The organism is Streptomyces sp. S.PNR 29 (assembly GCF_030386795.1).
Classification (GTDB): Bacteria; Actinomycetota; Actinomycetes; order Streptomycetales; family Streptomycetaceae; genus Streptomyces.
In genome coordinates this window covers 33,219-58,262 of the sequence record NZ_JANUQM010000001.1, presented here as the reverse complement: position 1 = coordinate 58,262, position 25,044 = coordinate 33,219, and the positions used below count along the sequence as shown (strand labels likewise).

The window sequence follows — 25,044 nt, the reverse complement described above, 5'->3', positions numbered from 1 at the left end:
CCAGACCATCGCGGGCACCCACAGGGCCCGCTCCGACCCCCGCGGATCCGCCGCCGACTCCGGCGAGGCGGCCGGAGACACCTGCCGACCCGTCGGCGCTCCCGGCGAGACGGCCGGAAGCGTCAGCCGCGCCGTCGGCGCTCCCCGGCCCGCCGTCGCTCGCTGCCGCCAGGCCGTTGCGGACTTCCGCAAGGCCGTTGCTGTCTGCCGCAGGCCCGTTTCCGACCCCCGCAGGGCCGTCACCGGCCCCGGCCAGGCCGCTTCCGGCCCGCGCGGAAACCTTGCCGCCCTGTGCAGGACCGTCGCCGGCGTCCACGCGTCCGGCGGCCGGCCCCGCAGGGCCCCCGCCGACTTCGGCGCACCCGGCGGCCGTCACCGCAGGTGCGGCGGTGGTTTTCGTTGCGCCGGTGCCGGGCGGCGGTGGGCTGTCCGGCTGGATCCTCCGGTGCAGCAGGGCGAGGGCTGCCTCCGTATGCCCCTGTGCCGCCAGGTCGGCGATCTGGGTGAGTCGGTGGGCCAGGACCGGGTCCGTGCGGGCGGGGCCGGAGACGAGGAGGGTGGCGGTGTCGGGGGTGAGGTGGGGAAGGAGGCCCTGGGCCACGGCTCCGCCCAGGGCGTTCCCGCACAGGAGGTCGACACGGCCGAAGGCGGGGAGCAGGGCCCGCCAGCGGGCGACGAGGTCGGTCAGGGTGTGCACGTCCTCGTCCCAGAGGGCGAGCGTGTCGACCACCGTCACCCGCAGCCCCGCCCCTGCCAGCACCTCGATGACGGGGGTGAAGAACGCCCCCTCGTCCCAGCAGGGCGTGACGGGCGCGAAGACCAGCGCGTGCGCCGTGCCGACGGCGGCCCGCGGTCCGTAGACCGCCGTCGGCACGGCAGGTCCGGCGTGGGTCACCGGACGCCTGCGAGGGTGCGCGCGGTGGCGATGGCCTCGCCGTGCTCGCCGAGCAGCTCCTTGCGATGCTCGACGGGCAGGTCGTAGCGGCCCAGCACCAGATCCGGCAGCGGCAGCGACGGCGTGCCCTCCGGAACGTTGGCGAGCAGCAGATCCGCCAACTCCAGCACGGCCGCCAGGTTGAGGCGCGCGGCGGCCTCAGGGTCCGTACGGTCCAGGTGCGCCAGCCACTGCTCGGCGATGAGGTTGCCCGGCCCCTTGCCCATGCCCTGGATCGAGGAGTCCATCCAGGTCGCGCCGGCGGCCTCGGCGCTGATGGCGTTGGCCAGGGCGAGCCCCAGGTTGTTGTGGGCGTGCAGCCCCACCGGGCCCCCGGTGACCGACTTGGTCAGGGTGGTCAGGTCGGCGGTGTCCACCGGCGACAGGCTGCCGTTGGAGTCGGCCAGGTAGACGACCTCGGCGCCCGCGTCGGTCGCCGCCGCGGCCACCTCGACCACGTCGCGCCCCGCCCACTGACTGATCCGGGCGAAGTTGACGCCCACCGCGAAGCCGATGTCCCTGGCCTGGCGGATGTAGTCCAGGCCGGCCTCGTAGCCCTTGGCGGGCAGGATGATGCGGACCAGACGCGCTCCGGCCGCGTACATGGCGGGCAGGTCGTTCCGGGTGATGTTCTTCGGGTGCAGGATCATCGCGACCCGCCTCGGCCCGATCTCCTGGGCCATCGCCGCGATGTAGTCGTCGTCACCGCGGCCGGTGAGCCCCAGGTTGGGTATCGGGGCGAGCGAGCCCTTGCGGTAGGCGATCTCGACCCAGTCGAACCCGGCCTCGACACTCAGCTTCGCGTGCTTCAGGGCGTAGCCGAGCGGGAAGTCGAAGCCGTTGCGATAACCGCCGTCGCGAAGGGTGACGTCGATGTTGACGATACTCATGGAGCCTCCAGAAGGCTGACGTGAGGTGGGGTCAGGTGGACTGCTGGGCCGCGGCCGCGTGGTGGGCGGCGAGCCGGCCGAAGATCAGCGAGCGCAGGACGGACGTGGCCGGCGGGTAGGCCTTGTAGAAGAGGCCGGTGGCCTCACCGGCGGCGTACAGGCCGGGAATGGCGGTGCCGGACGGGGTGACGACCCGGGCGTCGAGGTCGGTGCGGACCCCTCCGTACGTGAAGCAGATGGCGGCCGTCACCGGGACGCCGATGAACGGCGCGGTGTCCAGGGGCGTGGCCCAGTTCGACTTCGGCGGCGTGAGGCCGACCGTGCTCTTGCCGTCGAGGCGGGTCGGGTCGAACTCCCCGGGGCCCACGGCCGCGTTGAACTCGGCGACGCTCTTCTGCAACCCCTCGGCGTCGATGCCGAGTTTGTCGGCGAGCTCCTCCAGGGTGTCCGCCTGCTCCGGCGGTACGTCGCTGAGCAGCGAGTTCATGATCCCCGGGATGGCGAGCGTCTTGGCGTCGGCGATCCAGTACGCCTCCTGGTCCTGGTTCTTCCAGATCTCGTAGCCGACGTGCTCGAAGGTGTTGTCCCAGGTGTCGCGGCCCTCGTCGAAGAACCGCTGCATGCGGCCGTTGACGAAGATGCCGCAGCTGAAGCCGTACAGCACCGCGTCGGCCTTGCGCGTGCGGCGGTCGACCGGCTCGGCGTGGATGCCGTCGAACTGGCCGGACGTGTCCGCGCCGAGTTCGAGGGCCATGCGCAGGGCGTCGCCGCGGTTGTTGGCGATGCCCGGCGCGATCAGCGGCAGGTCGCAGGCGCGGTCGCCGACGTACCGGGTGAGCATCTCGGTGTTGCCCTGGAAACCGCCGCAGGCCAGCACCACCGCGCGGCCGTTCAGCCGCCGGGTGCGGCCGTCGGGGCCGCGGACCACGACGCCGTCGACGGCACCGTCCTCGCCGGTGGTCAGGCGCAGCGCCTCCGTCTCGTAGTGGATGTCGACGCGGGGGTCCTGCTCCAGGGCCGCGCCCAGGTGCTCGACGATCGAGGCACCGCCGCCCTGCGGGCTGGCGGGCGGGGTCATGGAGGGGACGCCGCCGTCGAAGGTGTGCGGCAGCGGGAAGTCCGCGTAGGCGATCTCGACGCCGTGCTTCTCCACGAAGGCGAGCGTCTGCGGGGCCTCCCGCTCCACCGTGCGGCAGTACTCGACGTCGGCGAGTCCGCCCGAGACGCGGCTGACGTGCTCGGCCCAGTCGGTGTCGAGCCTGCGGTCCTGGTCGACGCGGAGGAAGGCGCCGGTCCAGCGGGTGGCGCCGCCGCGCTCCTCCTCGGTGGACCGTTCGAGGATCGCTATCCGGGTGGGCGTGTCGCGTCCTTCGGTGGCCTCGGCGAAGGACAGGGCGGCCGACAGGCCTGCGGCGCCGAATCCTACGACGACGAGGTCGTACTCGGCCGGCGTGGTCGAGACGGACATGGTTGCTCCTTACGGGTGTTGCGGGGTGTGGCGGTGGGTGCGGCGTGCGGCGTGCGGGGCGGGGCTGGGGTCAGCGGTTCGGGGTGATGACCCGGCTGGTGCGGTAGAGGCGGTACTTGGCGCCGGTCACGGTCTGCGCGAAGGCCTGGTAGCGGCTGGTGAACCCGGGGTCGTCGAAGATGGCGTTGAACCGCTTCTCGTCGGTCCAGGCCGCGAGGTTGATCACCGCGTCGCCGTCGACGCTGGTGAGCAGGCGGGAGCCGCGGAAGCCGTCCGCGGTGGCGGCGACGTGCTCGACGGCGGAGGCCAGCGCGTCCACCGTGGCGGGCGCGTCCTCGGTGGTGGCCACGTTGATGAGCAGGACGCTGTCGTCCGGTTCGGCCGCGGTGACGACGCCGGGGCTGGCGTTCTTCCCTTCGAAGGCGATCCGCTCGTACGCCGCGATGCCGAGCTTGTGCCACGGGTCGCTCTCGATGAGTTCGGCGACCGTGGCCTCGTCGAGGTCGGCCGTGACGATGACCGCTCCGCCGTCCGGCCGGGGCCCGCTCAGCAGGATGCGGCCCTGGTCGGCGTGCTCGCGCAGCCATGCCTTGTGCTCGGGCAGGTGCGCGGTGACGGTCTCGCGCGGCTGGAGGTAGGTGAGGGTGAGGATGTGGATCACGAGTGTTCTCCGGTTGTACGCAGGGGATACGGCTGAGGGTGCTCAGCTCGGACAGGGGGGTTGGGGGCGGAAACCCCAGCGGGGAGCGGGACACCGGGGACACCGGAGGCTCCAGCGACTCCGGGGACACCGGAGGCTCCAGCGACTCCGGGAGGCCCCAGCAACTCCGGGGGCTTCAGCGACTCCGGGGGGCCGGAGCTCCGGGGCTTCAGCGACTCCGGGGGTCCGGGGCTCCGGGAATCCCGGAAAATGCTCCGCGGGCTCAGGGCGTGACGCGTCCCGCCAGGCCGCGCAGGATCGCCTCGGCCTCGGCAACCGTGTCGCGCACGACGCTCGCCGCGGGCCGGACGTCCTGTACCAGGTCGAGGACCTCGCCGGCGAACAGCGCGCGCCGGCTCGTGTCGTCGCGGGCGACCGCCGCGGCCCACTCGGGCTCGATCTCGGCGCGCCGGGCCGCGAGTTCGGCGTCGCGGCCGGTCCAGGCGCGGGTGAAGGCGTTGCTCACCGACCGCGCCTGGTAGACCTCGTCCCAGGGGATGCCCCGGACGACGTCGAAGGCCCGGGTGTCGACCAGGTCCGCCGTGGACCCGGACACCAGCGAGGTCTTGAAGCCTGGCGTGCCCATCGACTCCTCGGTGACGGCGAAGCGGGTGCCCATCATCACGCCGTCGGCGCCGAGGGCCAGCGCGGCCGCCAGGCCCCGCCCGTCCGCGAAGCCGCCCGCGGCGACCACGGGCACCGCGCCCTGGGTGATGTCGAGCACGGCCGGGATCAGCGGCAGCGTCGCCTGGGTCTTGTGGTGGCCGCCGGCCTCGGCCCCCTGGGCCACCAGCACGGAGGCTCCGGCCTGCACGGCCACGGCGGCCTGTTCGCGGTCGTGTACCTGGACCACCACATGGGCCCCGCTCTGCGCGGCGGAGTCGACGTACCGGCGTACCTGGTCCTCGTCGCCGAACGACAGGGCGATCACCGGCGGGGCGTAGCCGAGCACCTTGTCCCACAGGCCGGGGCGCTCGTCGAAGGTGAACATCACGCAGCCGACGCCCCAGACGCCGCCCGCCTGCGCGGCCTGCGCCACGTGTTCGTCGATGAAGGCGGCGTCGCCGTAGCTGACGCCGACGAGTCCCAGCCCGCCGGCGCGGGTGACGGCGGTGGTGAGCCGTCCTCCGGACACGGACCCCATGGGTGCGCAGATGACCGGATGGTCGATGCCGAGCAGCTCCGTCAGCTTGGTCGAGATCACGCTTCTCCCCTGTTTTCCCGGCCGCAGCCGAATGGATCAGGAATGGATCGGATATCAATGGGAAATCGGTCTGAAATTCCCGTGTGACCGAATGACCGAATCGGGTCCGTGTCACATACACGAGACTAGGTTCGACCGATCGCGCCTGTCCAAGACGGAAACCGCGTAGTAGCTATAGGCACCCAACTATGGGGAATGTGACTCACCAGTAAGCTGACTGCTCGGTAAGTTTACTTTTGCCTTTCCTGCGGGAAACAAAAAACGGCCGGCCCGGAACCGTGAAGTTCCGGGCCGGCCGTTCGATGAGGCCGGAAAGAAGGTCAGGCGTGATAGGGCCAACCGCGCTGCGCGGCCACCTTGCCCAGGTAGCGGGCGGCACGGCTGCCGGACAGAGCGGTCACGGCCAGCCGTTCGCGCGGTGCGGCGGCGGTGGGCAGCGGGCGCCAGACGAGTTGCGGATCATCCGTCACGGCCGCGCTCGGACGCAGGGCCACCAGATCGCGGGTGGTCTGCAGCGCATGGACGAACAGGGCCTGCTGGTCCTGGTCGACGGGGTGCAGCACGGCGTTCCAGCCCAGCGCCGTCAGCTGGGCCGGCACGGCGTCGGCGTAGCCGGGCGCGCAGCCCTCGTCGTACCAGAGGAGTCGTTGCGTGGAGAGGTCTTCCCAGGTCAGCCGGGGGCGGTCGGCCAGCGGGTGGGTTGCGGGCAGGACAACGCCGAGCGGCTCGTCCCAGACGACGGCCCGGGCGAGGCGGGGCGTGGTGACCGGCAGTCGTACGATCCCGAACACGATCTCGCCGTGCTCCAGCAGCTCGGGCTGGTCCGCCGCGCCGACCGAGCGCATGCGCAGCTGGGGTCCGGGACGGCCTCTGATCGGGTGCGGGCCCTGCCCGCCGAGGCCGTTCTGCACCTTGGTCAGCACCTCGGCCGGTACGCCGCCGCACACGCCGACCGGCCAGACCGTGGGGGTCGGCGCGGCGGCCGCGATGGCCGACCGGAGCTGGCCCGGGATGCCCTGGATTTCCCGGAGAAAGGCCCGGCCGCCCGCCGTCAGTTCGACGCCGCGGGGGCTTCGGACGAAAAGGGCGGCCCCTATGCGCTGCTCCAGGCGTTTGATCTGCTGACTCAGGCTCGGTTGCGATATGCGCAATTCCTTGGCGGCCGCGGAAACCGTGCCGGAGCGGACCACTGTCAGGAAATACCGAAGGTGTCGCATGTCGAAGTCGTCAACATGCTCGGCATGGGTGACAGCGCACTGAATCCCCTCCTGGTTCGGCTCCTCGGGGACGGCGCCGGAGGCCGTCTGCCCCAGCGAGAAGGGGCCGATCCTCTCGTCCAGCACACTCATCCTGCTTCCCTCCGTCATTTCATGGCGACCGCGGCCGCGGACCGGCTGGCGGCCGTGCGGCGAGCGGCCCGGCGGACCGGGACAGCACCATCATGACAGAAAATTCCTTCGGGATGGTATTTTTTACGGGCCTGAAACGACATCCTCATCGCCCGGCCATGTCACCGTCGCCTCCGCGCTCGCCGGCGAGCGCGTCGAGCAGCAGCCGCCACACCGCCTCCCCGGTGGGTGCGCTGCCGTGCTTGTCGTCGCACTGCGAGGCGTGCAGGGCGCCGTGCATCGAGGTCAGCAGCAGCTCTGCCACCAGCTCCGGCGGGTAGGGGGCCATGCCGCCCTCCTCCTGCGCCCGCCGGACGAGGTGGACGAGGTAGCGCCGTACGTCGTCGAAGAGATCCGGCGTCGCCCGCGCCAGGCACGGCAGGTCGGTCGCCAGCCGCAGGGCCGCCCTGAGCCTGATGTCCGACCTCAGGCGCCGGGCGAGCTCCAGGACCAGCCCCTCCAGCACCGTCCGCGCCGCGGCACCCGGCACGTCCCGGGCGAGCCGCATCTCCTCCCACACCTCCCGCGACTGGGCCAGCAGGGTGGCGGCGAGGATCTCCTTGGACGGGAAGTGTCCGTAGAGGGCCCCTTTGGTCATCCCCGTCCGCCTCGCCACGTCGTTCAGCGTGGCCCTGTCGTATCCCTGCGCGGCGAACTCCTCGGCAGCGGCGTCCAGCACCTTCTCGCGTGTGCGCCGTGCCCTTTCCTGTTTGGCCATGCGGGGTGCCCTCCGGTCTTGATCGAGAGCACAAACATACCCTTGGGAAGGATTGCTCCGAGGAGGGGAAAGTCGGCCGTACATCACCGCTCTCTTCCGGCCGGATCATGCCCCCTGCCTGGGGCGGGACGGGGTCGTCGGCCGGCCGCGAGCGACGGGTGGGGGCCGCGGTGCGCGGGGAGGACCGGCCAGCCCAGCCGGGTCGCCTCGCGCAGCAGCGCGGGCGAGCCGCCCACCACGACCGGGTGCCCGACCGAGCGGAGCATGGGCAGGTCGCTGTCGTGGTCGCCGTACGCGTGACAGTCCGGGCCGTGTGCCCCGCGCTCCGCGAGGAAGGCCTCGACCGCGTCGGCCTTGGCCCGCCCGATCATGGGGCGGTCGATCTCACCGGTCAGCAACCCGTCCGGCGTGACGGCCTGTTCGGCGCACCGCACGGCGGTGGCGCCGAGGTCCGCGGCCACTGCGTCCAGGACGGGGCGCAGGGAGCCGGAGACCAGCACCACCTCGTGCCCGAGCGCCCGGTGCCGTGCGAGGGCGCCGAGCCCGGCGGTCAGGAACGCCCGCCCACCCGTGCGGTACGCGTCGTACCAGCGGCGCGCGACGGCCCGCAGATCGGCGAGCGGCACGCCCGTGAACCGGCGGTAGTACTCCCGGTTCAGCACGGACCGGTCGGCCGGTACGCCACCACCGTCCAGGGCGGGGCCCGCGGCCGTCGCCGGTGCCGGCCGCCCGGCCCGGTGCGCGGTCTCCAGGCCCTTCGCCGGCCCCTCCCCCGGTTCGGATGGGTGCGCGGGGATCCGGCGGGCCTCCGGCGAAGCCGACCAGAAGTCCCAGAAGGCAAGCATGCTCTTCGCGGCGATGAGGGTCTCGTCGACGTCGAAGAACGCGACCGGAACGGGGGCCGTCCCGGTCATGCCCCGTGGCCGTCCGCCGGGAACAGCACCGCTTCCGCGTACGCCCGGGCCGCGGCGTCGGCGTCCAGGGCGGCGTGACCCGCGATGGCCGTGGCGTCCCGCCAGGCACGCTGCACGGTGTTGTCCGGGGACTGGGCCCGCAGGCCGGACGCGTGGAACAGGGCGTCGACCGCCTCGCGGCACAGTGTGGCCGCGGTGGTGGCGTCCCGGCGGTTCTCGGCCACCGAGAGCGGCGTGATCTCGCCCCGGTCGGCGCGCTCGGCCGCGCCGTCGAGGAGCAGACCGGCGCTGTGGATCCGCGCCGAGGCCTGGGCCAGCACGGTGTGCGTCGCCGGATGCGGGTGCTTCGCCGCGACGCGTTCGCCGGTCCAGGCGCGCAGGGCGCCACGGGCGACGCCGAGCAGCGGAGCGGCGAAGATCAGCGCGGCGACCATCGGATACGGCACGGCGTGGCACCGGGCGGCACCGGACTGCGGGCGCAGCAGCGCGTCCAGCGTGTACGTCCGGTGCTCCGGCACCACCACCCCCTCGCACCGCACCGTGTTGCTGCCGGTGCCCCGCAGCCCCGAGGAGTGCCAGGTGTCCACCACGGTCACCGCCGACCGGGGAACGGCGAAGACGCGGTGCTCCGGTTCTCCGTCCCGGTGCGTCCACGAGGCGAGCAGGATCCAGTCCGCGTGGTCGACCCCGCTGGCCGGCCGCCACTCGCCGTCGAGGCGCCATCCGCCGTCGACCGCCACCGCGTCGCCCTGGGGCGGTACGACCGCGGCGGCGATCCGGACGTCCGGGCCCTCGGCCCACAGCTCGTGCTGTCCCTCGGGCGGGAGATAGGCGGCCAGCCGACCGTGCGCGGCGAACAGCGCGGCGCACCAGGCCGTGGACGCGCAGGCTTCCCCGACGGCCGCCGCGCCGGCCACGAGGGGAGCGAACTCCCCCGCGCCGCCGCCCTGTCGGCGTGGCACGAAGTGGCGCGGAAAGCCCGCGCGGGTCAGCGCACCGGCGACATCGGCGGTGAGCGCGCGCCGCGCCTCGGCGACGGCGGCGTCCCGGCGGGCGGTCTCCGTCAGGGCCGACAGGCCGCGGACCGATGTGCGCCGTGCCGGGCGCGTCCGCTCCCCGGTCAGCACGCGGCCCCCGTACGGCAGCCGGTGCGCTCGGGCGCCGCCCACCGTACGCGTGCACGGGCGAGCGCGCGGTCCCCCTGTGTGGCGGCCAGCTGGAAGGCGGCAGCCCCCTCGTGGGCTTCGGCGGACTCGGCCGAGACGGCCACCGGCAGGTCGTGCTCGCCGAACGAGGTGAACTCGACGGCGAGCGCGGCGACGTCCCGCACGGACTCGGGGCGGATGGTGCCGCCGGCGACCGCCGCGGCGCCGGACGCCTGGCGGAAGGCCTCCACGAGGGCCATGCCCGGGATGTGGTCCGACGGGTGGTCGAACAGGACGGGGTGGCCGGGATCCAGTCGCAGCCACCACCGGTCGGGCCGCCCCGCGTCGGCGGCGACGAGCACGTCCCGGTCGAGCCGCAGCCCCGCCCGGGCCGGAGGCAGGGGAACGGCATCCGCGTCCGCCGCCCCGGCCCCCGCGGGCGGCTGCGCCGCGCCCCGCTTGCGGAGCACCGCGTACCGGCGTGGCTCCATGGCCTCCCAGCGCACGCGTGCGCGCCCGACGGGCCGGCCCTCCGCCCACACCCTCGCGTTCAGTTCCAGGCAGGCGCGGCGAGGATGCCCGGCGGTGCGCCGGCACCGCACGTCCAGCACCGCGTCGCGCAGGGGCGGCAGCGCCCCGTCCAGCTGGGCAGCGATCTCGCCGAGGACGAAGGGCTGCTCGAAGGGGATGCCGAGGAAGCGGTGGGACACGTGAATGGCCGCCTGCCGTGCCGTCTCGGCCAGCAGCACGGGGTCGAAGGACCGTCCGTCGAGAGGGCCGATGAAATGGTCCCGGTGCCACCGGGCCGCCACGGCGAACCGGTCGCCGCCCAGGTGCTTCGCGTCGGTCAGCAGCACTTCCGCGGTGGCGGACTTGTGCACGGTCTCGCGCGGAACGCGCCGGTCCGAGCGGAGTTCGCCGCACGGGGGTCGCAGGGTTTCGAGGTCCGGCGGAGCAGCGGGGGACGGTACGAAGTGCAAGTTCTCTGTTCCCTTTCCGGGTCGCGGAAGCGGGAGTGAGCCCGCTATGGTCCCGTCGTTCACGGGAAGCGACGCGAGAAAAGATACCTTCCAGAAGGTATCGTGCCGAGGATTGTTTTGAGCCAATGCGGCCGGAATGATTCCGCCTGTCCCGGCCGAACAGTCCCGCCCGCGCCGGCCGAGGCCGCCGTACCCAGAGGAACCGAGCATGTCCGAGTCGCAGCCAGCCATCGCCGCGTTCACCCCGAAGAAGTTCGTCACCAGGAGAGGACCGGATCCCAAGCAGGAGCGGTCCGCGCGCACCCGGCTGCTGGTGCTGACCGCGGCGTCCGAGCTGTTCGCCGAGCAGGGTTTCCGCCACACGTCGGTGAAGGACGTGGCTGACCGCATGAACATGACCAAGGGGGCGGTCTACTTCCACTACCCGTCCAAGGAAGCGCTCGCCGTGGCGGTGGTGGAGGAGCACTACGCCCGGTGGCCACAGCTCCTCGAGGAGGTTCTGGCGGAGGGCTTCGGACCACTGAGGACCGCGGAGCAACTGCTGGCGCGTACGGCGACGGCGTTCCGGGACGACATCGTCGTACAGGCGGGCGCACGTCTGCAGATAGAGCGTCCGCACATCGACGCCGAACTGCCGACCCCGTACGTCGACTGGACCGAACTCCTGGCCTCCCTGCTCGTCGCGGCACGGGAGGAGGGCGAGCTGCGGGCGGGCGTCTCGCCCGAGGCGGCGGCACGCTCACTGGTAGCCGCGTTCTTCGGGGCACAGCACATCTCGGACGTACTGCGGGGAAGGGCCGACGTCGTGGAGCGCTGGGCGGAGACGAGCGAGTTGCTCTTCCACGCCATCCGCGCACACTGAGGCACGTCGCTCCACACCGGATACTCCCGCCCGCGCCGGCCCCCGGCGCGAAGGGCCCGCCTCCGTCTCCGGGGCCCGCCCCGCGCCGCCTCGGGGGACCGCCCGCAGCTACGCGGATTGGCGCGTACCCCCACCCACCCGCACCCGCCCACGGCGAGAAGGGGCCGTGCCGGGGGGTGTCCGCCCGCAGCGGCCGGCGTCCATCACCCTCCACCTCCGTAGGAGACAGCCCCGCCGGACCGAGGACGGACACCCCCCGGCGCGGCCCCGGCCCACCCCCACCCGCAGGCGCGACGCGCGCGGCGACGCTCCTCGGCCGAAACCGGAGAGCGCCGCCACGCAGTCGCACAGGGGAACGGCACACGCGCCGCACGCTCACGCCGGCTCGGACACCCGGCGGTGACCGGCGAGCACCACGAGTCCGCCGACGACGGCCAGCCCCATCAGGACGGTGCCGAAGATGGTCGCCCCGGTGGGCAGTCCCACCGCGTCCATGAGGTACCCCGTGGACACCGGCAGGAGCCCCGCCGGAATGTAACCGCCCACGTTCAGCGCGGCGTTGGCCTCGGCGAGCCGCTGCGGCGGGACGGTCGAGTTGAGCAGGGAGAGGCCGCCGAGCTGTCCCATGCCCTGGCCGGCCCCGGCCAGCAGGGCGGAGGCGACGAGCAGAGGAACCGACGAGGCGTGCACGGCGGCGATCAGCGCGGCCATGCTGAACGTGGTGCTGATCGCACCGGCGGTCAGGATGGTGCGCCGGCGCAGCTTCTGCACGGCGAACTGGACACCGGTGGCGGCGATGAACATCGCGAACGCCATGGCCCCGGAGACGATCCGGCTGGTGGTGCCGAGCAGTTCGGTCAGCAGCGTCGGGCCGAGCGACAGCACGAAGGACGTGGCGGTGATGCCGGGCGCGAACACCGCGATGCCCAGCGTGAGATGGATGCCGTTGCCCTGCGGTACGCCGGGCACCCGCACCCAGGCGCCCTTGGCGGGCGCGGCGGGGCGGCGTACGGGCATGCGCAGGACGGCGAGGACCGCCGTGGCCAGCAGGACCGCCTCGACGACGAAGACGGTGACGGTGGGCGCGGGAAGCGTCTCGGACAGCAGCCCGGCGAGCAGCGGCCCCAGCCCGGCGCCGAAGACCATCGCGCACGAGGCCAGCAGCGCGGCCAGCCGCTTGCGCTCAGGGCCCGCCACGTCCGTCACGGCGGCCATGCCGGCGGAGACGACGGCGCCGACAGCGATCCCGGTGAACAGCCGGGCGACGATCAGCGCGGCCACCGTCGTGGCCGTCGCGAAGATCACGCAGGCGGCCAGGCCGAGGGCCAGGGCGGGCAGCAGCACGGGTTTGCGTCCCAGCCGGTCGGAGACGACACCCGAGACGAGCAGCGAGCCGAGCAGGCCGACGATGTAGAGCGCGAAGACGACGGTCAGGGTGCCCTTGGAGAACCCGATGTCGCGCTGCCACAGCACGTAGAGCGGCGTCGCCGCGTTGGACAGGACGAAGACGGCGGTGACCGGCCATGCCGCCAGCCACACCCACCAGGTGGGTGTGCGGGCCGCGGTCCGCTCCGGCTGTTCGTGGGCCACGGGGGCCGCGGCGCCTTGCTGTTCGTCCACCGCCTCGGCGGACATGGTCCGACTCTCCGACATGGGTGCTCCCTCCGGCAAGCTCAGTACGAGTCCATTCGAACTTAGCATGCAGTACGATTGAACTCGTACATAGGATTCGGGTTATAGGGAGCTGCCTATGTCTTCGACGGCTCAAGAGGTGCCGGTCATCAAGGTGTTGCCGGAGCCGGAGGGCCTGCCGGAACCGCTGCCCGAGCCGGCGGTCGAGGACCTGCGGCTGGAGACGGTGCTGGGGGCGCTGAGCGACCCGCTGCGGCTGCGGATCGTGCGCAAACTCCTCCTGGAGTCGGAGTCGTTCGACCACTCCTGCGGCTGGTTCGGCCTGGACCGCCCCAAGTCCTCCCTCACCCACCACTTCAAGGCCCTGCGTGAGGCCGGCATCACCCGCCAGCGCCAGTACGGCCTGGAGCGCCGCAGCCACGTCCGCGTCGCCGACCTCAACGCCCGCTTCCCGGGACTCCTGGACCTGGTGGCGGCATGGACGCCGGACACGCCGTGAGCTGACGGAGACCAGGGCGGGACCGGGAGCCCCGCCCTGGTCTCCGTCAGCCCTCACGGCACCCCGCTCACCGAACCGCCGTAGCCGCCCCGAAGGCATACCGCGCATCCCGGCCCGCTCGTACGCGGCGATCGCCGGCCCGTTGCCGACGTCCACCATCAGCGCGGCCCGCCCGTGATCCCGTACGAGAGCGTCCACGACGAACCGGGACACCGCCGCCCCCGGCCCGCGGCCCCGCGCCGCCGGATGGACCACCACCCGTACGAGTAGGGACAGCACAGGGCGAACAGCCCCTGTGCCTTCCTCTCCGCATCGGCGTCCAGTCAGCCCACACCCGGCGGCACGGGCCCGGGGGAGGTCTGCGTCTCCATCCAGAGGAAGGGCGGCCCACCAGGCGCCGGCCCGGGGATCCGCCGTACCAGCGCGTCGATCAGCCCGGCCGCCCCGAAGGGACGGTACGCCGGCCCGACCTCCCGCGGCACCTCCCGTACGAGGGCGACCGCGTCCCCCTCCTCCCCCGCCACCGCACTCCGGTCCCGCCCGGACAGCGCGGGACTCGCGGCAGCGATGGCGCCGCCCTGCCGAACGGTCCGCACGCCGGAGCCGGGGCGGCCGTCGGGGCGGATCCGGGCGGCCCAGAGGAGGTGTCCCTCAGGCGTCTCCATGGCCGCTCTCGGCAGGCCCCCCGCCCACCGTGAACCCGATCACCGAGCCACCCCCGTCCCGTCGGCGCGCGAACGGCGCCCCGCCGTGCGCGAGCGCCACCTCCCGCACGATGGACAGGCCGAGACCCGACCCCGGCAGGGAGCGGGCGTCGGCGGCGCGGTAGAAGCGGTCGAAGACGCGGATCAGGTCGCCGTCGGCGATACCGGGGCCGCGGTCGCGGACCTCGACGCGAACCGTGCCGGGGCGCGCGGGCCCGGTGATGTCGATCTCGATGGGCCCGCCCGCGGTGCGGTCGAACTTCGCGGCGTTCTCCACCAGGTTCGACACCGCCCGCTGCAGCATGCCCGGACGGCCGTCGGTGGTGGTGTCGCCGCTCGCGCGGACGACGATCTCCCGTCCGGTGCGGCGCCGGGCCAGGCCCGCGACGTCCTCGGCGATCTCGGCGAGGTCGACCCGTTGCGGAGGCTCGGCGTCGGACTGGCCGGCCGCGAGATCGACCAGCTCGTTGACCAGGTCGGTCAGCTCGCGGGCCTCCTGCGTCAGATCCGCCACGAGGTCCTCCCGGGTGGCCGGGGACAGCTCGTCGATCCTGCGCAGCAAGGAGATGTTCGTACGGAGGGAGGTCAGCGGCGTACGGAGCTCATGGCCGGCGTCCTGGACCAGGCGGCGATGGTCCTCCTCGGACTGGGCGAGGCGGCCCAGCATGCGGTCGAAGGCGCGGCCGAGGCGGCCCACCTCGTCCTTGCCGGCGACCGGCACCTGGATGCCGAGCCGGCGGGTGCGGGCGACGTCCTCGGCGGCGGAGGTGAGGATCACCAGGCGGCGGGTGATGCGCCGGGCCAGCCACCAGCCGAACAGACCGGCGGCGGTCACGACGGCGGCCATGAGGATCAGCGTGCGCTGCTGCAGGGTCCGCAGCAGGTCCTCGGTGTCGCTGAACTCCTGCGCGACCTGCACCGCGCCCCGGCCGCCGCCCAGGGAGACGGTCGCGACGCGGTAGACGTCGCTGCCCACGCCGACGTCCTTGTGCTCGATCATCCGCCCGGCCCTGACGGCGGTCGCGATCCTCCGGTCGGCGTCGGCGACCGGCAGCCCCGGGCTGCCCGGGTCGGACACCTTGCCGTTCGCCCCGAGCACCTGCACGTCCGTGCGGGCCGGGCGCACGATGTCATGACCCGGCGCGGAGGAGGAGAAGTCGCCGGGCGTCATCCGGTGCTGCCGCACCTCCTCGCGCAGGTCCTGTACGACCTGGTCGAACACCGACTCCTGGTCCACGCGGACCAGCCGGGCGGCGGCGCTGTAGGACAGCACGCCGACGAGGACGGTGACGGCGGCGGTGACGGCCGCGAACGACACGGCGAAGGTGGTGCGCAGGGAGACCAGCCGGGGCCGCCTCAGCGCCGGCAGCCGACCGATGCGGCCCAGGCCCACTCAGTCCTCCCGCAGCACGTAACCCACCCCGCGCACCGTGTGGATCAGCTGGGGAGCGCCCGGCTCGTCCAGCTTGCGCCGTAGGTAGCCGACGTAGACGGCGAGGTTCTTGGAGCCCGGACCGAAGTCGTAGCCCCAGATGCGGTCGTAGATCGTGGAGTGGTCGAGGACGATGCCCGCGTTGCGGACCAGCAGCTCCAGCAGCTCGAACTCGGTGCGGGTCAGCTCCAGCTCCCGCTGCCCCCGCCAGGCCCGGCGCGCCTGCGGGTCCATGCGCAGGCCGGCGGCCTGAATGGACCGCTCGTGCAGCTGCGGCTTCGGCACGTCGGCGGGGGCGCCGCCCGCGCCCGCGGTGACCGGGGCGGTGCGGCGCAGCAGGGCGCGCAGCCGGGCGAAGACCTCCTCGACGTCGAAGGGCTTGACGACGTAGTCGTCGGCGCCGGCGTCCAGGCCCGCGATCCGGTCCGCGGTCTCCACCAGCGCCGTCAGCATCAGGATGGGTGTGCGGTCGCCCTCGGCGCGCAGTACCCGGCACACCTGGAGCCCGTCGATGCCGGGCATCATCACGTCCAGCACGAGGACGTCCGGCCGGTTGCGGTGAGCCTGCGCCAGCGCCTCGACGCCGTCGGCGACCGCGGTGACCTGGTAGCCCTCCAGGGTCAGGGCACGCTCCAGCGCGTGGCGGATGGCGCGGTCGTCTTCGGCGAGGAGCACAGTGTGGGGCACGGACCCAGTGTGCCAAGGCCTCCGGCGATTGAGCCGAGGTGAGCGCTCTTACGGTCACCCTTCTTACTGGCCTCTCACCCTGCCGCAGCCGCGCCTGCGGGGGCTTCGCCCCAGACCCCCGCCGGCCTGAACGACCCGGCGAGGTCACGCGCGACCTGCCCCTACCACCGGCCCCCACAGCACCCCGACCCGGCCGAAGCCCAGCCACACCTCCCCGACACCGGCCGAGCACCGCCCACCACCGCCGCCCACCACCGGCCCCCGCCGACGGCATGCAGAGCGGCCTCGGCCGACCGGTCGGCGGGCGGCGGACGGCAGACGGCAGACGGGCATGCCCAGCCCGTCGCAGGCGACGAGCCTCAGACGGCGGCTTCCTCCTTCGCCGCGGCGAGCAGGGACCGGTGGGTGGGCGCGTCCGGCACACCGGCGGGCCGGACCTTGGCGAACTCCTCCCGCAGCACCGGCACGACCTCCTCGCCGAGCATGTCGATCTGTTCGAGGACCGTCTTCAGCGGCAGCCCGGCGTGGTCCATCAGGAACAGCTGGCGCTGGTAGTCCCCGGCGTACTCACGGAACGACAGGGTCTTCTCGATCACCTGCTGCGGGGAACCGACGGTCAGCGGAGTCTGCTCCGTGAACTCCTCCAGCGACGGCCCGTGCCCGTACACGGGCGCGACATCGAAGTAGGGCCGGAACTCGCGCACCGCGTCCTGGGAGTTCCGCCGCATGAACACCTGCCCGCCGAGCCCGACGATGGCCTGCTCGGGGGTACCGTGCCCGTAGTGGGCGTACCGGCTCCGGTACAGCTCCACCATCCGCTTGGTGTGGTCGGCCGGCCAGAAGATGTTGTTGTGGAAGAACCCGTCGCCGTAGTACGCGGCCTGCTCGGCGATCTCCGGCGACCGGATCGACCCGTGCCAGACGAACGGCGGCACGCCGTCCAGCGGGCGGGGCGTGGCCGTGAAACCCTGCAGGGGCGTACGGAACTTCCCCTCCCAGTCCACCACGTCCTCGCGCCACAGCCGGTGCAGCAGGGCGTAGTTCTCGATGGCGAGCGGAATGCCCTGCCGGATGTCCTGGCCGAACCACGGGTACACCGGCCCGGTGTTGCCGCGCCCCATCATCAGGTCCACCCGACCGTCGGCCAGGTGCTGGAGCATCGCGAAGTCCTCGGCGATCTTCACCGGGTCGTTGGTGGTGATGAGCGTGGTGGCGGTGGACAGGATCAGCCGTTCCGTCCGCGCCGCGATATAGCCGAGCATGGTCGTCGGCGAGGAGGGCACGAACGGCGGATTGTGGTGCTCGCCGGTCGCGAAGACGTCGAGCCCGGCCTCCTCGGCCTTCAGCGCGATGGCGACCATGGCCTTGATGCGCTCGCGCTCGGTCGGCGTCCGCCCGGTGGTCGGGTCCGGGGTGACGTCCCCGACGCTGAAGATCCCGAACTGCATGGTCGCTCACCCTCCAGGTTGTTGACCGTTCAACTATAGCCTCGAACGGTCCACCCTCCGACGTTATTCCTCCGCGCGGCCGGGTGACGCGTGATCGCGCACGACCCCCGTGACACCGACCGCCACCACGGCCAGCCCGGCGCTGACCCAGGCGGCGTACCGGTAGTCGCCCGTGCTCTCGGTGGCGACGCCGGCGAGCAGCGGGCCCACCAACGCGCCGGCGTTCAGGGCCGCGGTGGCGAACGACCCGCTCAGCGCGGGAGCGTGGGACGCGACGTGCATGACACGGCTGACGAGTGCCGAACCGATACCGAAGGACAGCCCGCCCTGCACGACCGCCAGCGTGCACAGCGAGGCAGCATCAGGGCTGGCCATGGCCAGCGCCGCCCACCCTGCGGGCAGCACGCACACAGAGCCGTGACCAGCCCCTTCCGGAGCCGTCCGTCGCCCGTGCGGCCGGCCACGGTCACTCCGGCGAAGGCACCCGCACCGAACGCCGCGAGCAGCCCGGGAACCCAGCCCCCGGGCAGGCGGGCGACATCCGTGGCGATGACGGCCAGGTAGGCGAAGGTCGCGAAGGTCGCCCCGTTGACCACGGCCGCGAGCACCAGCGCCAGCTGCACGGGCCGCGACCTCAGCGCCCGAGCTTCCTGCCGCAGCGACACCCCGCGCCCACCGTCCGCGTCGGCCGGCGCGGACCGGAACACGAGCGCCAGGGCGGGCAGGCACAGCACGGCCACCGCCCAGAAGGCCGATCGCCAGCCGAACCGGTCTCCGAGCAACGCACCCGCGGGCACCCCGGCCACGCACGACAGCGTCACCCCCGCCAGCAGGACGGCGGTCGCCCTGGCCTGCCCGGCCGGGACGACCAGCGCCGTCGCCACGGACATCGCGACCGCGAGGAAGCCCGCGTTGACGACCGCGGCGACCACCCGCGTCGCGAACAGCACGGCGAAGTCCGTCGTGACCGCGCCGACGCCATGCACGACGACGAACGCGGCCAGAAACCCCGCCAGCGCCCGGCGACGCGGCCACCGCGCGCTCAGCGCCGCCATCACCGGCGCACCGACGACCATCCCGACGGCGTACGCGGACGTCAGGCTCGCGGCGGCCGCCACCGGCACGGACAGGTCACGGGCGATGCCCGGTACGAGACCGGACAGCATGAACTCGGAGGTGCCCTGCGCGAAGACGGCAAGGGCGAGGACATGGATGAACACAGGCAACGGATCGACTCCAGCGTGGGCCTACGCGGTCAGGAACATCCGCGTGCCGCGCGCCGAGGGGCAGCGGACACACGGAGCGCGTGTCCGGTCGCCGGAAGCGAGAGCGATCGAGGAACCGGTCGGTCACCGGTCAGACGGCCCGCCGCCGGGCGACCGGCGGCTCCGTTCTGTCCGACTCGGGGCTCATCACCCGAGGAACGGTACGCACGTCCGCACCGGCCCTCAACCGAATTCCAGAGCCGTTGCGCGTCAGACGTCCCCGGCACGCAACCGCGCCACCTGCCCAGCGCAGAAATCCGCCGTCCGCCTCATATGGTCGACGATCAAGGCCAGTTGGGCATCGTCCAGGTCGTCGAAGAGGGCGGAGAAGCCGTCACCCAGCTGCTCCCACAGCCGCCCGAACTCCGCGGCCTTCTCCGGCACCGTCACCACCAGCACCCGCCGCCGGTCGGCCGTGTCCCGGTCCCGGACGACGTACCCCGCCTTCTCCAGCCGGTCCACCAGCCGCGTCGCCGACCCGGTCGTCAGCCCCGTCAGCTCGGCGATCCGGCCCGTCGTCACCGGGCCGCCCTCCAGCGTGAGCAGGTTCAGACACTGCAGATCCGTGGGGTGCAGGCCGAGGTGGTCGGCGACGGCCTGGTTGAACAGGGCGTACGAGGCCATGGTGCGCCGGGAGACCGTGGACAGCTCGTCCAGCAGCCGCGCCCGCGTTGTCCCGGCCATATCCCGTGCTCCCCTTCGCTCCCCTTCGCTCCTTTTCGCTCTCCCTCGCTCCCCCTCGCTCCCCTTCACTCCTGCTCGCCTGGGCCGCGCGGAGATCGTATGACGCGCCGACCGGGCCCGCCCGCCGGGCTCCGTCCATCAGGTGACGCCGGGCGTCAGGGCTCTCGGCGGCCATGCGAAGCTGCGGGCATGCTGATCCTGCGCTCCGCGGCCCTGTTCGTCCTCGCCGCCCTGCTGGAGATCGGCGGGGCCTGGCTGGTCTGGCAGGGAGTGCGGGAGCACCGCGGCTGGCTCTGGGCCGCCGGCGGTGTCCTCGCCCTCGGCGCGTACGGTTTCGTCGCCACCTTCCAGCCCGACGCCCACTTCGGCCGCGTCCTCGCCGCGTACGGCGGGATCTTCGTCGCCGGCTCGATCCTGTGGGGCGTGGTCGCGGACGGCTATCGCCCCGACCGCTGGGACGTGACGGGCGCGCTGATCTGCCTCGCGGGCATGGCGGTGATCATGTGGGCGCCGCGGGGCAGCTGAGGGAGCGCACTCAGGGGTCCTTTCACTATGAGCGTCCGATCAGGTCGCGTGGTCTGGTGCCGTGCATGGCAACGCGGCGAGGTGCGGTGCCAGGCCGCGCGACCCGGACGGGCACAGTGAAAGGACCCCTCAGGCCGGCTCTTCGGGCAGCAGCCCCAGCTGACCCAGGAACTCCATCTCGTCGAAGTAGAGCCGGTAGTCGACGATCCGTCCGTCCTCGTCGACGGTGGCGAAGTCCACTCCTCGAATCCTGACCTCCTTCTGCGTCGCCGGCAGCGACTCCCCGGAGGGCAGCTGGATCGGCCCGGTGTTACGGCCGCTGAAGAACCCTTCGTCGATGGCCGTGTCGCCGACCTCGTACGCGTGCACCGACTCGTACGTGCCCTCGGGAATCATCTCCGTCATCTGCTGCCAGTACGCGGCGATGTTGTCGCGCCCGTGGATCTCCCCGCCGTCCGGGGTGACGGCGACCGCGTCCTCCGCGTACAGCTCCGCGATGCGCTGAGGCCCCGCATTCGTGGTGATGGCCTCGGTGAGCCGGTCCATGACCTCGCGCGCCTGTCCCATGATCCACCTCCGTCGGCACAGGGGATCACCTTCTTCATTGTCCCACCGCACCCCGGGCGAGCCGACCGCACAACGAGACCACCAACCGCCCTGCCTATCCTGGCCGGGCAGCCTTCCGCCCACGCCCGAGGAGCAGCCCATGGCCACCGCCGCACCGTCCCGCATCGCCGTCGTCACCGGTGCGAGCAGCGGAATCGGCGCCGCCACGGCCCGGCAGCTCGCCGCCGCCGGATACCGCGTCGTCCTCACCGCCCGCCGCAAGGACCGTATCGAGGCGCTCGCCGAGGAGATCAACGCGGCCGGCCACTCGGCGACGGCATACGCGCTCGACGTGACCGACCGCGCCGCCGTGGACGAGTTCGCGACGGCGTTCAGGACGATCGGCGTCCTCGTCAACAACGCGGGCGGCGCGCTCGGCGCCGACCCGGTCGCGACCGGCGACCCGGCCGACTGGCGCCAGATGTACGAGACGAACGTCATCGGCACCCTGAACCTCACCCAGGCCCTGCTCCCGAAGCTGGTCGCGAGCGGCGACGGCACGGTCGTCGTCGTCTCCTCCACGGCCGGCCACGGCACCTACGAGGGCGGCGCGGGCTACGTCGCCGCCAAGCACGGCGCCCACGTCCTCGCCGAGACCCTCCGCCTGGAGATCGTCGGCCAGCCGGTCCGCGTCATCGAGATCGCCCCCGGCATGGTCAGGACCGACGAGTTCGCCCTGACCCGCTTCGGCGGCGACGCCGAGAAGGCGGCCAAGGTCTACGAGGGCGTCGCCGAACCCCTCACCGCCGACGACGTCGCCGACACCATCACCTGGGCGGTCACCCGCCCCAGCCACGTCAACGTGGACCTCCTGATCCTCCGCCCACGCGCCCAGGCCTCGAACACCAAGGTCCACCGGGAACTGTGATGCCGGACGCCGAACGGGAACGGCAGCGCCGCGCCCTGGAAACGAAGAACGAACGCCACATGTGGTGGTGGCTCGCCTACTTCCTCTTCGGCATCCACATCGTGGCGTTCGTCATGATCTACGCGGTGCTGCACGCGAAGTGACGGCACAGCGACCACTGACCCTATGAGCGAGGCCCCCGGTTGCCGCCGGGGGCCTCATGCGTCAGCCCTTCACGCAGACGACCTGCTTCAGCTTCGCCACGACCTCCACCAGGTCCCGCTGCTGGTCGATGACCTGCTCGATCGGCTTGTAGGCGCCCGGGATCTCGTCCACGACGCCGGAGTCCTTGCGGCACTCCACGCCCCGCGTCTGCTCCTCCAGGTCCTTCGTCGAGAAGCGGCGCTTCGCCGCGTTGCGGCTCATCCGCCGGCCGGCGCCGTGCGACGCCGAGTTGAAGGACTTGTCGTTGCCGAGGCCCTTCACGATGTACGAACCCGTGCCCATGGAGCCCGGGATGATCCCGTACTCGCCGGAGCCGGCCCGGATCGCGCCCTTGCGGGTGACGAGCAGGTCCATGCCCTCATACCGTTCCTCCGCCACATAGTTGTGGTGGCAGGAGATCTCCGGCTCGAAGGCGGGCCTGGCCTTCTTGAACTCCTTGCGGATCACGTCCTTCAGGAGCGCCATCATGATCGTGCGGTTGTACTTGGCGTACTCCTGCGCCCAGAACAGGTCGTTGCGGTAGGCCGCCATCTGCGGGGTGTCCGCGACGAACACGGCCAGGTCGCGGTCGACCAGCCCCTGGTTGTGCGGGAGCTTCTGAGCGACGCCGATGTGGAACTCGGCCAGTTCCTTGCCGATGTTCCTGGATCCGGAGTGCAGCATGAGCCACACCGAATCAGACGTATCTACACAGACTTCGACAAAGTGGTTGCCGGATCCGAGCGTCCCCATCTGCAAGGCCGCCCGCTCCCGCCGGAACCTGACGGCCTCGGCAACCCCCTCGAACCGCCCCCAGAAGTCGTCCCATCCGGCAGTCGCCACCCCGTGGAACCGCCCCGGATCCACGGGGCTGTCGTGCATTCCCCGCCCCACCGGAACAACCTGCTCGATCCTCGACCGCAGCCGCGACAAATCCCCCGGCAGGTCATTGGCCGTCAGCGACGTCCTCACCGCCGACATCCCGCAGCCGATGTCGACGCCCACCGCCGCGGGGCACACCGCACCCCGCATCGCGATGACCGACCCGACCGTCGCGCCCTTGCCGTAGTGCACGTCGGGCATGACCGCGAGCCCCTCGATCCACGGCAGGGTCGCGACGTTCTGCAGCTGCTGCATCGCCGCGCCCTCGATGGTCGCCGGGTCGGCCCACAGACGGATGGGAACCTTGGCACCCGGCAGCTCCACGTATGACATATCGCCCTCAAATCCCCCGGAAACAAACAGAAGTCCTGAAACGCAAAACCGGCGCCAAGGTCGATGAAAGGGACAAGGGACCGGCGTCCACGGCAGTGCGTGCGATACACATTGTGTTCATCGGCCGCCCAGGGGCGGCAACCCAATATCCGCGCCGAGAGGAGCCCCCACGTGCAACGGAAGGCGTACGTAACCGGCGCCGCCGCCCTCCTCGCGGCGCTGCTGGCCGGCTGTACCAGCGGCTCGGGCGGTGACGAGGAGGCGGACAGCTCCAACCCGGGTGCCGCAGGTACGGCGTCCGCGGCGGCCGAGCCCGGCCGGTACCGCACGCTCCCGGAGCCCTGCGGCGCGGTCGGTCACGAGACCCTCGCCTCCCTGCTGCCCGGCATCAGGCAGATCACGGACGCGGAGCAGCGCCAGAAGGCCTACGAGGGCGAGGCGACGCCCACGTTCGACACCGACCGCAAGGTCGGCTGCCGCTGGAAGGTGGAGTCGACGGACGCCACCGACCACCTGCTCATCGACTTCGAGCGGGTGGTGTCGTACGACAACACCGTCAGCGACGACAGTCAGGCCGAGCAGCTCTTCGCGACGAAGGAGACGGCGGCCGACCTCCCGGCGCCCGTCAGCTCCAGTCCGAGCAGCGCCGAAGAGGTCACCTCCGCCGACGCCGGCCCGAGTACCTCGCCCTCCCCCTCCGCCTCGGCCTCGGCTTCCGCCGGCTCCTCCGTGTCCCCCTCCCCCAGCACCACCCCGGCCGACCTCCAGCCCCGCCTCCTCGACGGGCTCGGCGACGAGGCCTTCCTGGACGACGAGCTGAGCAGCTCCGGTTCGACGGCCAAGCAGCGCACGGTGACTGTGGCGTTCCGCACGTCGAATGTGATCGTGACGATCGAGTACGCGGAGCAGCCGGCGACCATCGGCGTGGTCCCGGACAGCAAGGAAATGCAGGACAGGGCACAGAAACTGGCGTCCCAACTGGCGGATTCGCTGGCCGGTTAGGGCGCCTTCGGGCACGCGTGGAAAGCATGCGAAGCAGAACCGCACAGGTTCTTCACCGCGTACCGTGGCCCCTCGGACCCGTTCCGACCGCAGGAATCACGAGCGTCATGAGTGAAGGAACCATGCAGCGACGAGCACAGCGAGATCAGGGTGACCAGCGTGACCAGCGAGCGAAGCGCCTCAACCGCGTCCTTGTCTGCGCGGCCGCCGTCCCCGTGATGCTGGTTGCCGCCGGCTGCTCCTCGGACTCCGGCTCCAGCAAGGCCGGGGGCGACGCCTCGGCCGCCGCGGCCTCGGCGTCCGCGAGCGCGTCGCCGACGGTGGAGGCGGCGGCGTACAGCAAGCTTCCGGAGCCGTGTGCGGTGCTGTCCAAGAAGACGTTGGGCGACCTCGTACCGGAGGGCAAGAAGTCCGGCAAGGAGGGCAAGTCGGACGACACGGCGACGCGCGGCAGCTGCTCCTGGAGCAGCCTGGACAACAACGGCGTCAAGGGCTCGCAGTTCCGCTGGCTGAACGTCTCCCTGCTGCGCTTCGACTCGGACGTCTCGCGCGGCCCGGGCGACAAGCTGGCGCAGGAGTACTACGAGAAGCAGGTTCAGGACGCCCGGTCGGCCGAGGGCGCGAAGAACGCGAAGTCGGAGCCGGTCACCGGGACGGGCGACGAGGCGACGCTGGTGCGCTACGACCTGAAGAAGAAGGAAGGCACCTTCAAGCAGCAGACGGTCGTGGCGCGCGTCGAGAACGTCGTCGTCACCGTCGACTACAACGGCGCGGGCCTGGCCGGTGAGAAGACGCCGGACGCCGGTGACCTGTCGAAGGACGCGAAGAAGGCGGCCAAGGAAGCGGTGGCCGCGGTGGCTTCGGCCAACGGCGACGGTGGCGGCAGCGGCGGATCGGCGAGCCCCTCGCCGTCCAAGTCGGCGTCGAAGTCGGCGTCCCCGTCGGCGTCTGCCTCCAAGTCGGCGTCGAAATCGGCTTCTCCGTCGGCGTCTGCGTCCGAGTCCGCCGCGAAGAAGAGCTGACCGACCCGGCGGTAACCGGAAGCAACCGGAACCGGCCACCCGTGCGCCGCACACATGTGCCACCCTGTT

General features: G+C 72.2%; 26 protein-coding genes and 1 pseudogene. 7 read left to right on the top strand and 20 right to left on the bottom strand.

The window, feature by feature from the left end:
- The 10 genes and pseudogenes from NW895_RS00305 to NW895_RS00260 all read right to left on the bottom strand — a co-directional run.
- Positions 1 to 895, bottom strand: a pseudogene (locus tag NW895_RS00305) (hypothetical protein); the annotation flags it as partial.
- Positions 892 to 1,824 (bottom strand): hypothetical protein, encoded by a 933-nt coding sequence (locus tag NW895_RS00300; protein WP_289932923.1) that lies wholly within the window; start codon positions 1,822 to 1,824, stop codon positions 892 to 894. The gene NW895_RS00300 and the pseudogene NW895_RS00305, both read right to left, overlap by 4 nt.
- A gap of 31 nt (positions 1,825 to 1,855) precedes the next feature.
- On the bottom strand, positions 1,856 to 3,292 hold the full coding sequence (locus tag NW895_RS00295) for an FAD-binding protein (RefSeq protein ID WP_289932922.1): 1,437 nt from the start codon (positions 3,290 to 3,292) through the stop codon (positions 1,856 to 1,858).
- Positions 3,293 to 3,362: 70 nt separating this feature from the next.
- Positions 3,363 to 3,953: a YciI family protein gene (locus NW895_RS00290; RefSeq protein WP_289932920.1), complete on the bottom strand. Its 591-nt coding sequence runs from the start codon at positions 3,951 to 3,953 to the stop codon at positions 3,363 to 3,365.
- A 262-nt stretch (positions 3,954 to 4,215) separates the two neighbouring features.
- A complete protein-coding gene (locus tag NW895_RS00285; RefSeq protein ID WP_289932919.1) occupies positions 4,216 to 5,196 on the bottom strand; it encodes a nitronate monooxygenase in 981 nt (326 codons plus the stop codon).
- Positions 5,197 to 5,516: 320 nt separating this feature from the next.
- Positions 5,517 to 6,545 carry a LysR family transcriptional regulator gene (locus tag NW895_RS00280; protein WP_289932918.1) on the bottom strand — a complete coding sequence of 343 codons (1,029 nt, stop codon included), beginning with the start codon at positions 6,543 to 6,545 and terminating at the stop codon, positions 5,517 to 5,519.
- A 145-nt stretch (positions 6,546 to 6,690) separates the two neighbouring features.
- On the bottom strand, positions 6,691 to 7,302 hold the full coding sequence (locus NW895_RS00275; protein WP_289932917.1) for a TetR/AcrR family transcriptional regulator: 612 nt from the start codon (positions 7,300 to 7,302) through the stop codon (positions 6,691 to 6,693).
- A gap of 83 nt (positions 7,303 to 7,385) precedes the next feature.
- Positions 7,386 to 8,216: an HAD-IB family phosphatase gene (locus NW895_RS00270; RefSeq protein WP_289932916.1), complete on the bottom strand. Its 831-nt coding sequence runs from the start codon at positions 8,214 to 8,216 to the stop codon at positions 7,386 to 7,388.
- Complete coding sequence (locus NW895_RS00265) at positions 8,213 to 9,343, bottom strand: oxidoreductase (RefSeq protein WP_289932914.1); 1,131 nt, start codon at positions 9,341 to 9,343, stop codon at positions 8,213 to 8,215. The genes NW895_RS00270 and NW895_RS00265 overlap by 4 nt, the downstream gene beginning before the upstream one ends.
- The gene (locus tag NW895_RS00260; protein ID WP_289932913.1) at positions 9,337 to 10,341 is read right to left on the bottom strand and encodes a ScbA/BarX family gamma-butyrolactone biosynthesis protein; all 1,005 of its coding nucleotides are present in this window, start codon (positions 10,339 to 10,341) and stop codon (positions 9,337 to 9,339) included. The genes NW895_RS00265 and NW895_RS00260 overlap by 7 nt, the downstream gene beginning before the upstream one ends.
- A 208-nt stretch (positions 10,342 to 10,549) precedes the next feature.
- On the opposite strand from NW895_RS00260, the gene NW895_RS00255 reads away from it, so the two are divergent.
- Positions 10,550 to 11,203 carry a ScbR family autoregulator-binding transcription factor gene (locus tag NW895_RS00255; protein WP_289932912.1) on the top strand — a complete coding sequence of 218 codons (654 nt, stop codon included), beginning with the start codon at positions 10,550 to 10,552 and terminating at the stop codon, positions 11,201 to 11,203.
- Between the two features lie 375 nt (positions 11,204 to 11,578).
- Here NW895_RS00255 and NW895_RS00250 read toward each other — a convergent pair whose 3' ends face one another.
- The gene (locus NW895_RS00250) at positions 11,579 to 12,856 is read right to left on the bottom strand and encodes an MFS transporter (RefSeq protein ID WP_289932911.1); all 1,278 of its coding nucleotides are present in this window, start codon (positions 12,854 to 12,856) and stop codon (positions 11,579 to 11,581) included.
- A 97-nt stretch (positions 12,857 to 12,953) separates the two neighbouring features.
- Here NW895_RS00250 and NW895_RS00245 point away from each other — a divergent pair, with 97 nt between their 5' ends.
- Entirely contained in the window at positions 12,954 to 13,334 is a 381-nt protein-coding gene (locus NW895_RS00245) for an ArsR family transcriptional regulator (protein ID WP_289932910.1), read from the top strand.
- Positions 13,335 to 13,657: 323 nt separating this feature from the next.
- On the opposite strand, the gene NW895_RS00235 is transcribed toward NW895_RS00245, so the two are convergent.
- The 7 genes from NW895_RS00235 to NW895_RS00205 form a co-directional block, all read right to left on the bottom strand.
- A complete protein-coding gene (locus NW895_RS00235) occupies positions 13,658 to 13,999 on the bottom strand; it encodes a hypothetical protein (protein WP_289932909.1) in 342 nt (113 codons plus the stop codon).
- Positions 13,986 to 15,425 (bottom strand): HAMP domain-containing sensor histidine kinase, encoded by a 1,440-nt coding sequence (locus NW895_RS00230; RefSeq protein ID WP_289933893.1) that lies wholly within the window; start codon positions 15,423 to 15,425, stop codon positions 13,986 to 13,988. The genes NW895_RS00235 and NW895_RS00230 overlap by 14 nt, the downstream gene beginning before the upstream one ends.
- A gap of 6 nt (positions 15,426 to 15,431) precedes the next feature.
- On the bottom strand, positions 15,432 to 16,157 hold the full coding sequence (locus NW895_RS00225; protein WP_289932908.1) for a response regulator transcription factor: 726 nt from the start codon (positions 16,155 to 16,157) through the stop codon (positions 15,432 to 15,434).
- 359 nt (positions 16,158 to 16,516) lie between these two features.
- Positions 16,517 to 17,605 (bottom strand): LLM class flavin-dependent oxidoreductase, encoded by a 1,089-nt coding sequence (locus NW895_RS00220; RefSeq protein WP_289932907.1) that lies wholly within the window; start codon positions 17,603 to 17,605, stop codon positions 16,517 to 16,519.
- A 63-nt stretch (positions 17,606 to 17,668) separates the two neighbouring features.
- Positions 17,669 to 17,887, bottom strand: coding sequence for a hypothetical protein (locus NW895_RS00215; RefSeq protein ID WP_289932906.1), 219 nt, complete (start codon positions 17,885 to 17,887; stop codon positions 17,669 to 17,671).
- Positions 17,857 to 18,825, bottom strand: coding sequence for an MFS transporter (locus NW895_RS00210; protein WP_289933890.1), 969 nt, complete (start codon positions 18,823 to 18,825; stop codon positions 17,857 to 17,859). The genes NW895_RS00215 and NW895_RS00210 overlap by 31 nt, the downstream gene beginning before the upstream one ends.
- Positions 18,826 to 19,080: 255 nt before the next feature.
- The gene (locus NW895_RS00205) at positions 19,081 to 19,554 is read right to left on the bottom strand and encodes a MarR family winged helix-turn-helix transcriptional regulator (RefSeq protein ID WP_289932905.1); all 474 of its coding nucleotides are present in this window, start codon (positions 19,552 to 19,554) and stop codon (positions 19,081 to 19,083) included.
- Positions 19,555 to 19,743: 189 nt separating this feature from the next.
- On the opposite strand from NW895_RS00205, the gene NW895_RS00200 reads away from it, so the two are divergent.
- Complete coding sequence (locus NW895_RS00200) at positions 19,744 to 20,079, top strand: YnfA family protein (RefSeq protein WP_289932904.1); 336 nt, start codon at positions 19,744 to 19,746, stop codon at positions 20,077 to 20,079.
- A gap of 129 nt (positions 20,080 to 20,208) precedes the next feature.
- Here NW895_RS00200 and NW895_RS00195 read toward each other — a convergent pair whose 3' ends face one another.
- Entirely contained in the window at positions 20,209 to 20,646 is a 438-nt protein-coding gene (locus tag NW895_RS00195; protein ID WP_289932903.1) for an SgcJ/EcaC family oxidoreductase, read from the bottom strand.
- A gap of 139 nt (positions 20,647 to 20,785) precedes the next feature.
- Here NW895_RS00195 and NW895_RS00190 point away from each other — a divergent pair, with 139 nt between their 5' ends.
- Together NW895_RS00190 and NW895_RS00185 are read left to right on the top strand one after the other, a co-directional pair.
- Complete coding sequence (locus NW895_RS00190; protein WP_289932902.1) at positions 20,786 to 21,553, top strand: SDR family NAD(P)-dependent oxidoreductase; 768 nt, start codon at positions 20,786 to 20,788, stop codon at positions 21,551 to 21,553.
- The gene (locus NW895_RS00185) at positions 21,553 to 21,696 is read left to right on the top strand and encodes a hypothetical protein (RefSeq protein WP_289932901.1); all 144 of its coding nucleotides are present in this window, start codon (positions 21,553 to 21,555) and stop codon (positions 21,694 to 21,696) included. The genes NW895_RS00190 and NW895_RS00185 overlap by 1 nt, the downstream gene beginning before the upstream one ends.
- Before the next feature lie 61 nt (positions 21,697 to 21,757).
- Here the strand turns inward: NW895_RS00185 and NW895_RS00180 are convergent, their stop codons facing one another.
- Positions 21,758 to 22,951, bottom strand: a complete 1,194-nt coding sequence (locus NW895_RS00180) for an RtcB family protein (protein WP_289932900.1) — start codon at positions 22,949 to 22,951, stop codon at positions 21,758 to 21,760.
- Between the two features lie 171 nt (positions 22,952 to 23,122).
- On the opposite strand from NW895_RS00180, the gene NW895_RS00175 reads away from it, so the two are divergent.
- Positions 23,123 to 23,953 carry a DUF3558 domain-containing protein gene (locus NW895_RS00175; protein ID WP_289932899.1) on the top strand — a complete coding sequence of 277 codons (831 nt, stop codon included), beginning with the start codon at positions 23,123 to 23,125 and terminating at the stop codon, positions 23,951 to 23,953.
- A gap of 107 nt (positions 23,954 to 24,060) precedes the next feature.
- On the top strand, positions 24,061 to 24,975 hold the full coding sequence (locus tag NW895_RS00170) for a DUF3558 family protein (RefSeq protein WP_289932898.1): 915 nt from the start codon (positions 24,061 to 24,063) through the stop codon (positions 24,973 to 24,975).
- Positions 24,976 to 25,044: the final 69 nt, after the last annotated feature.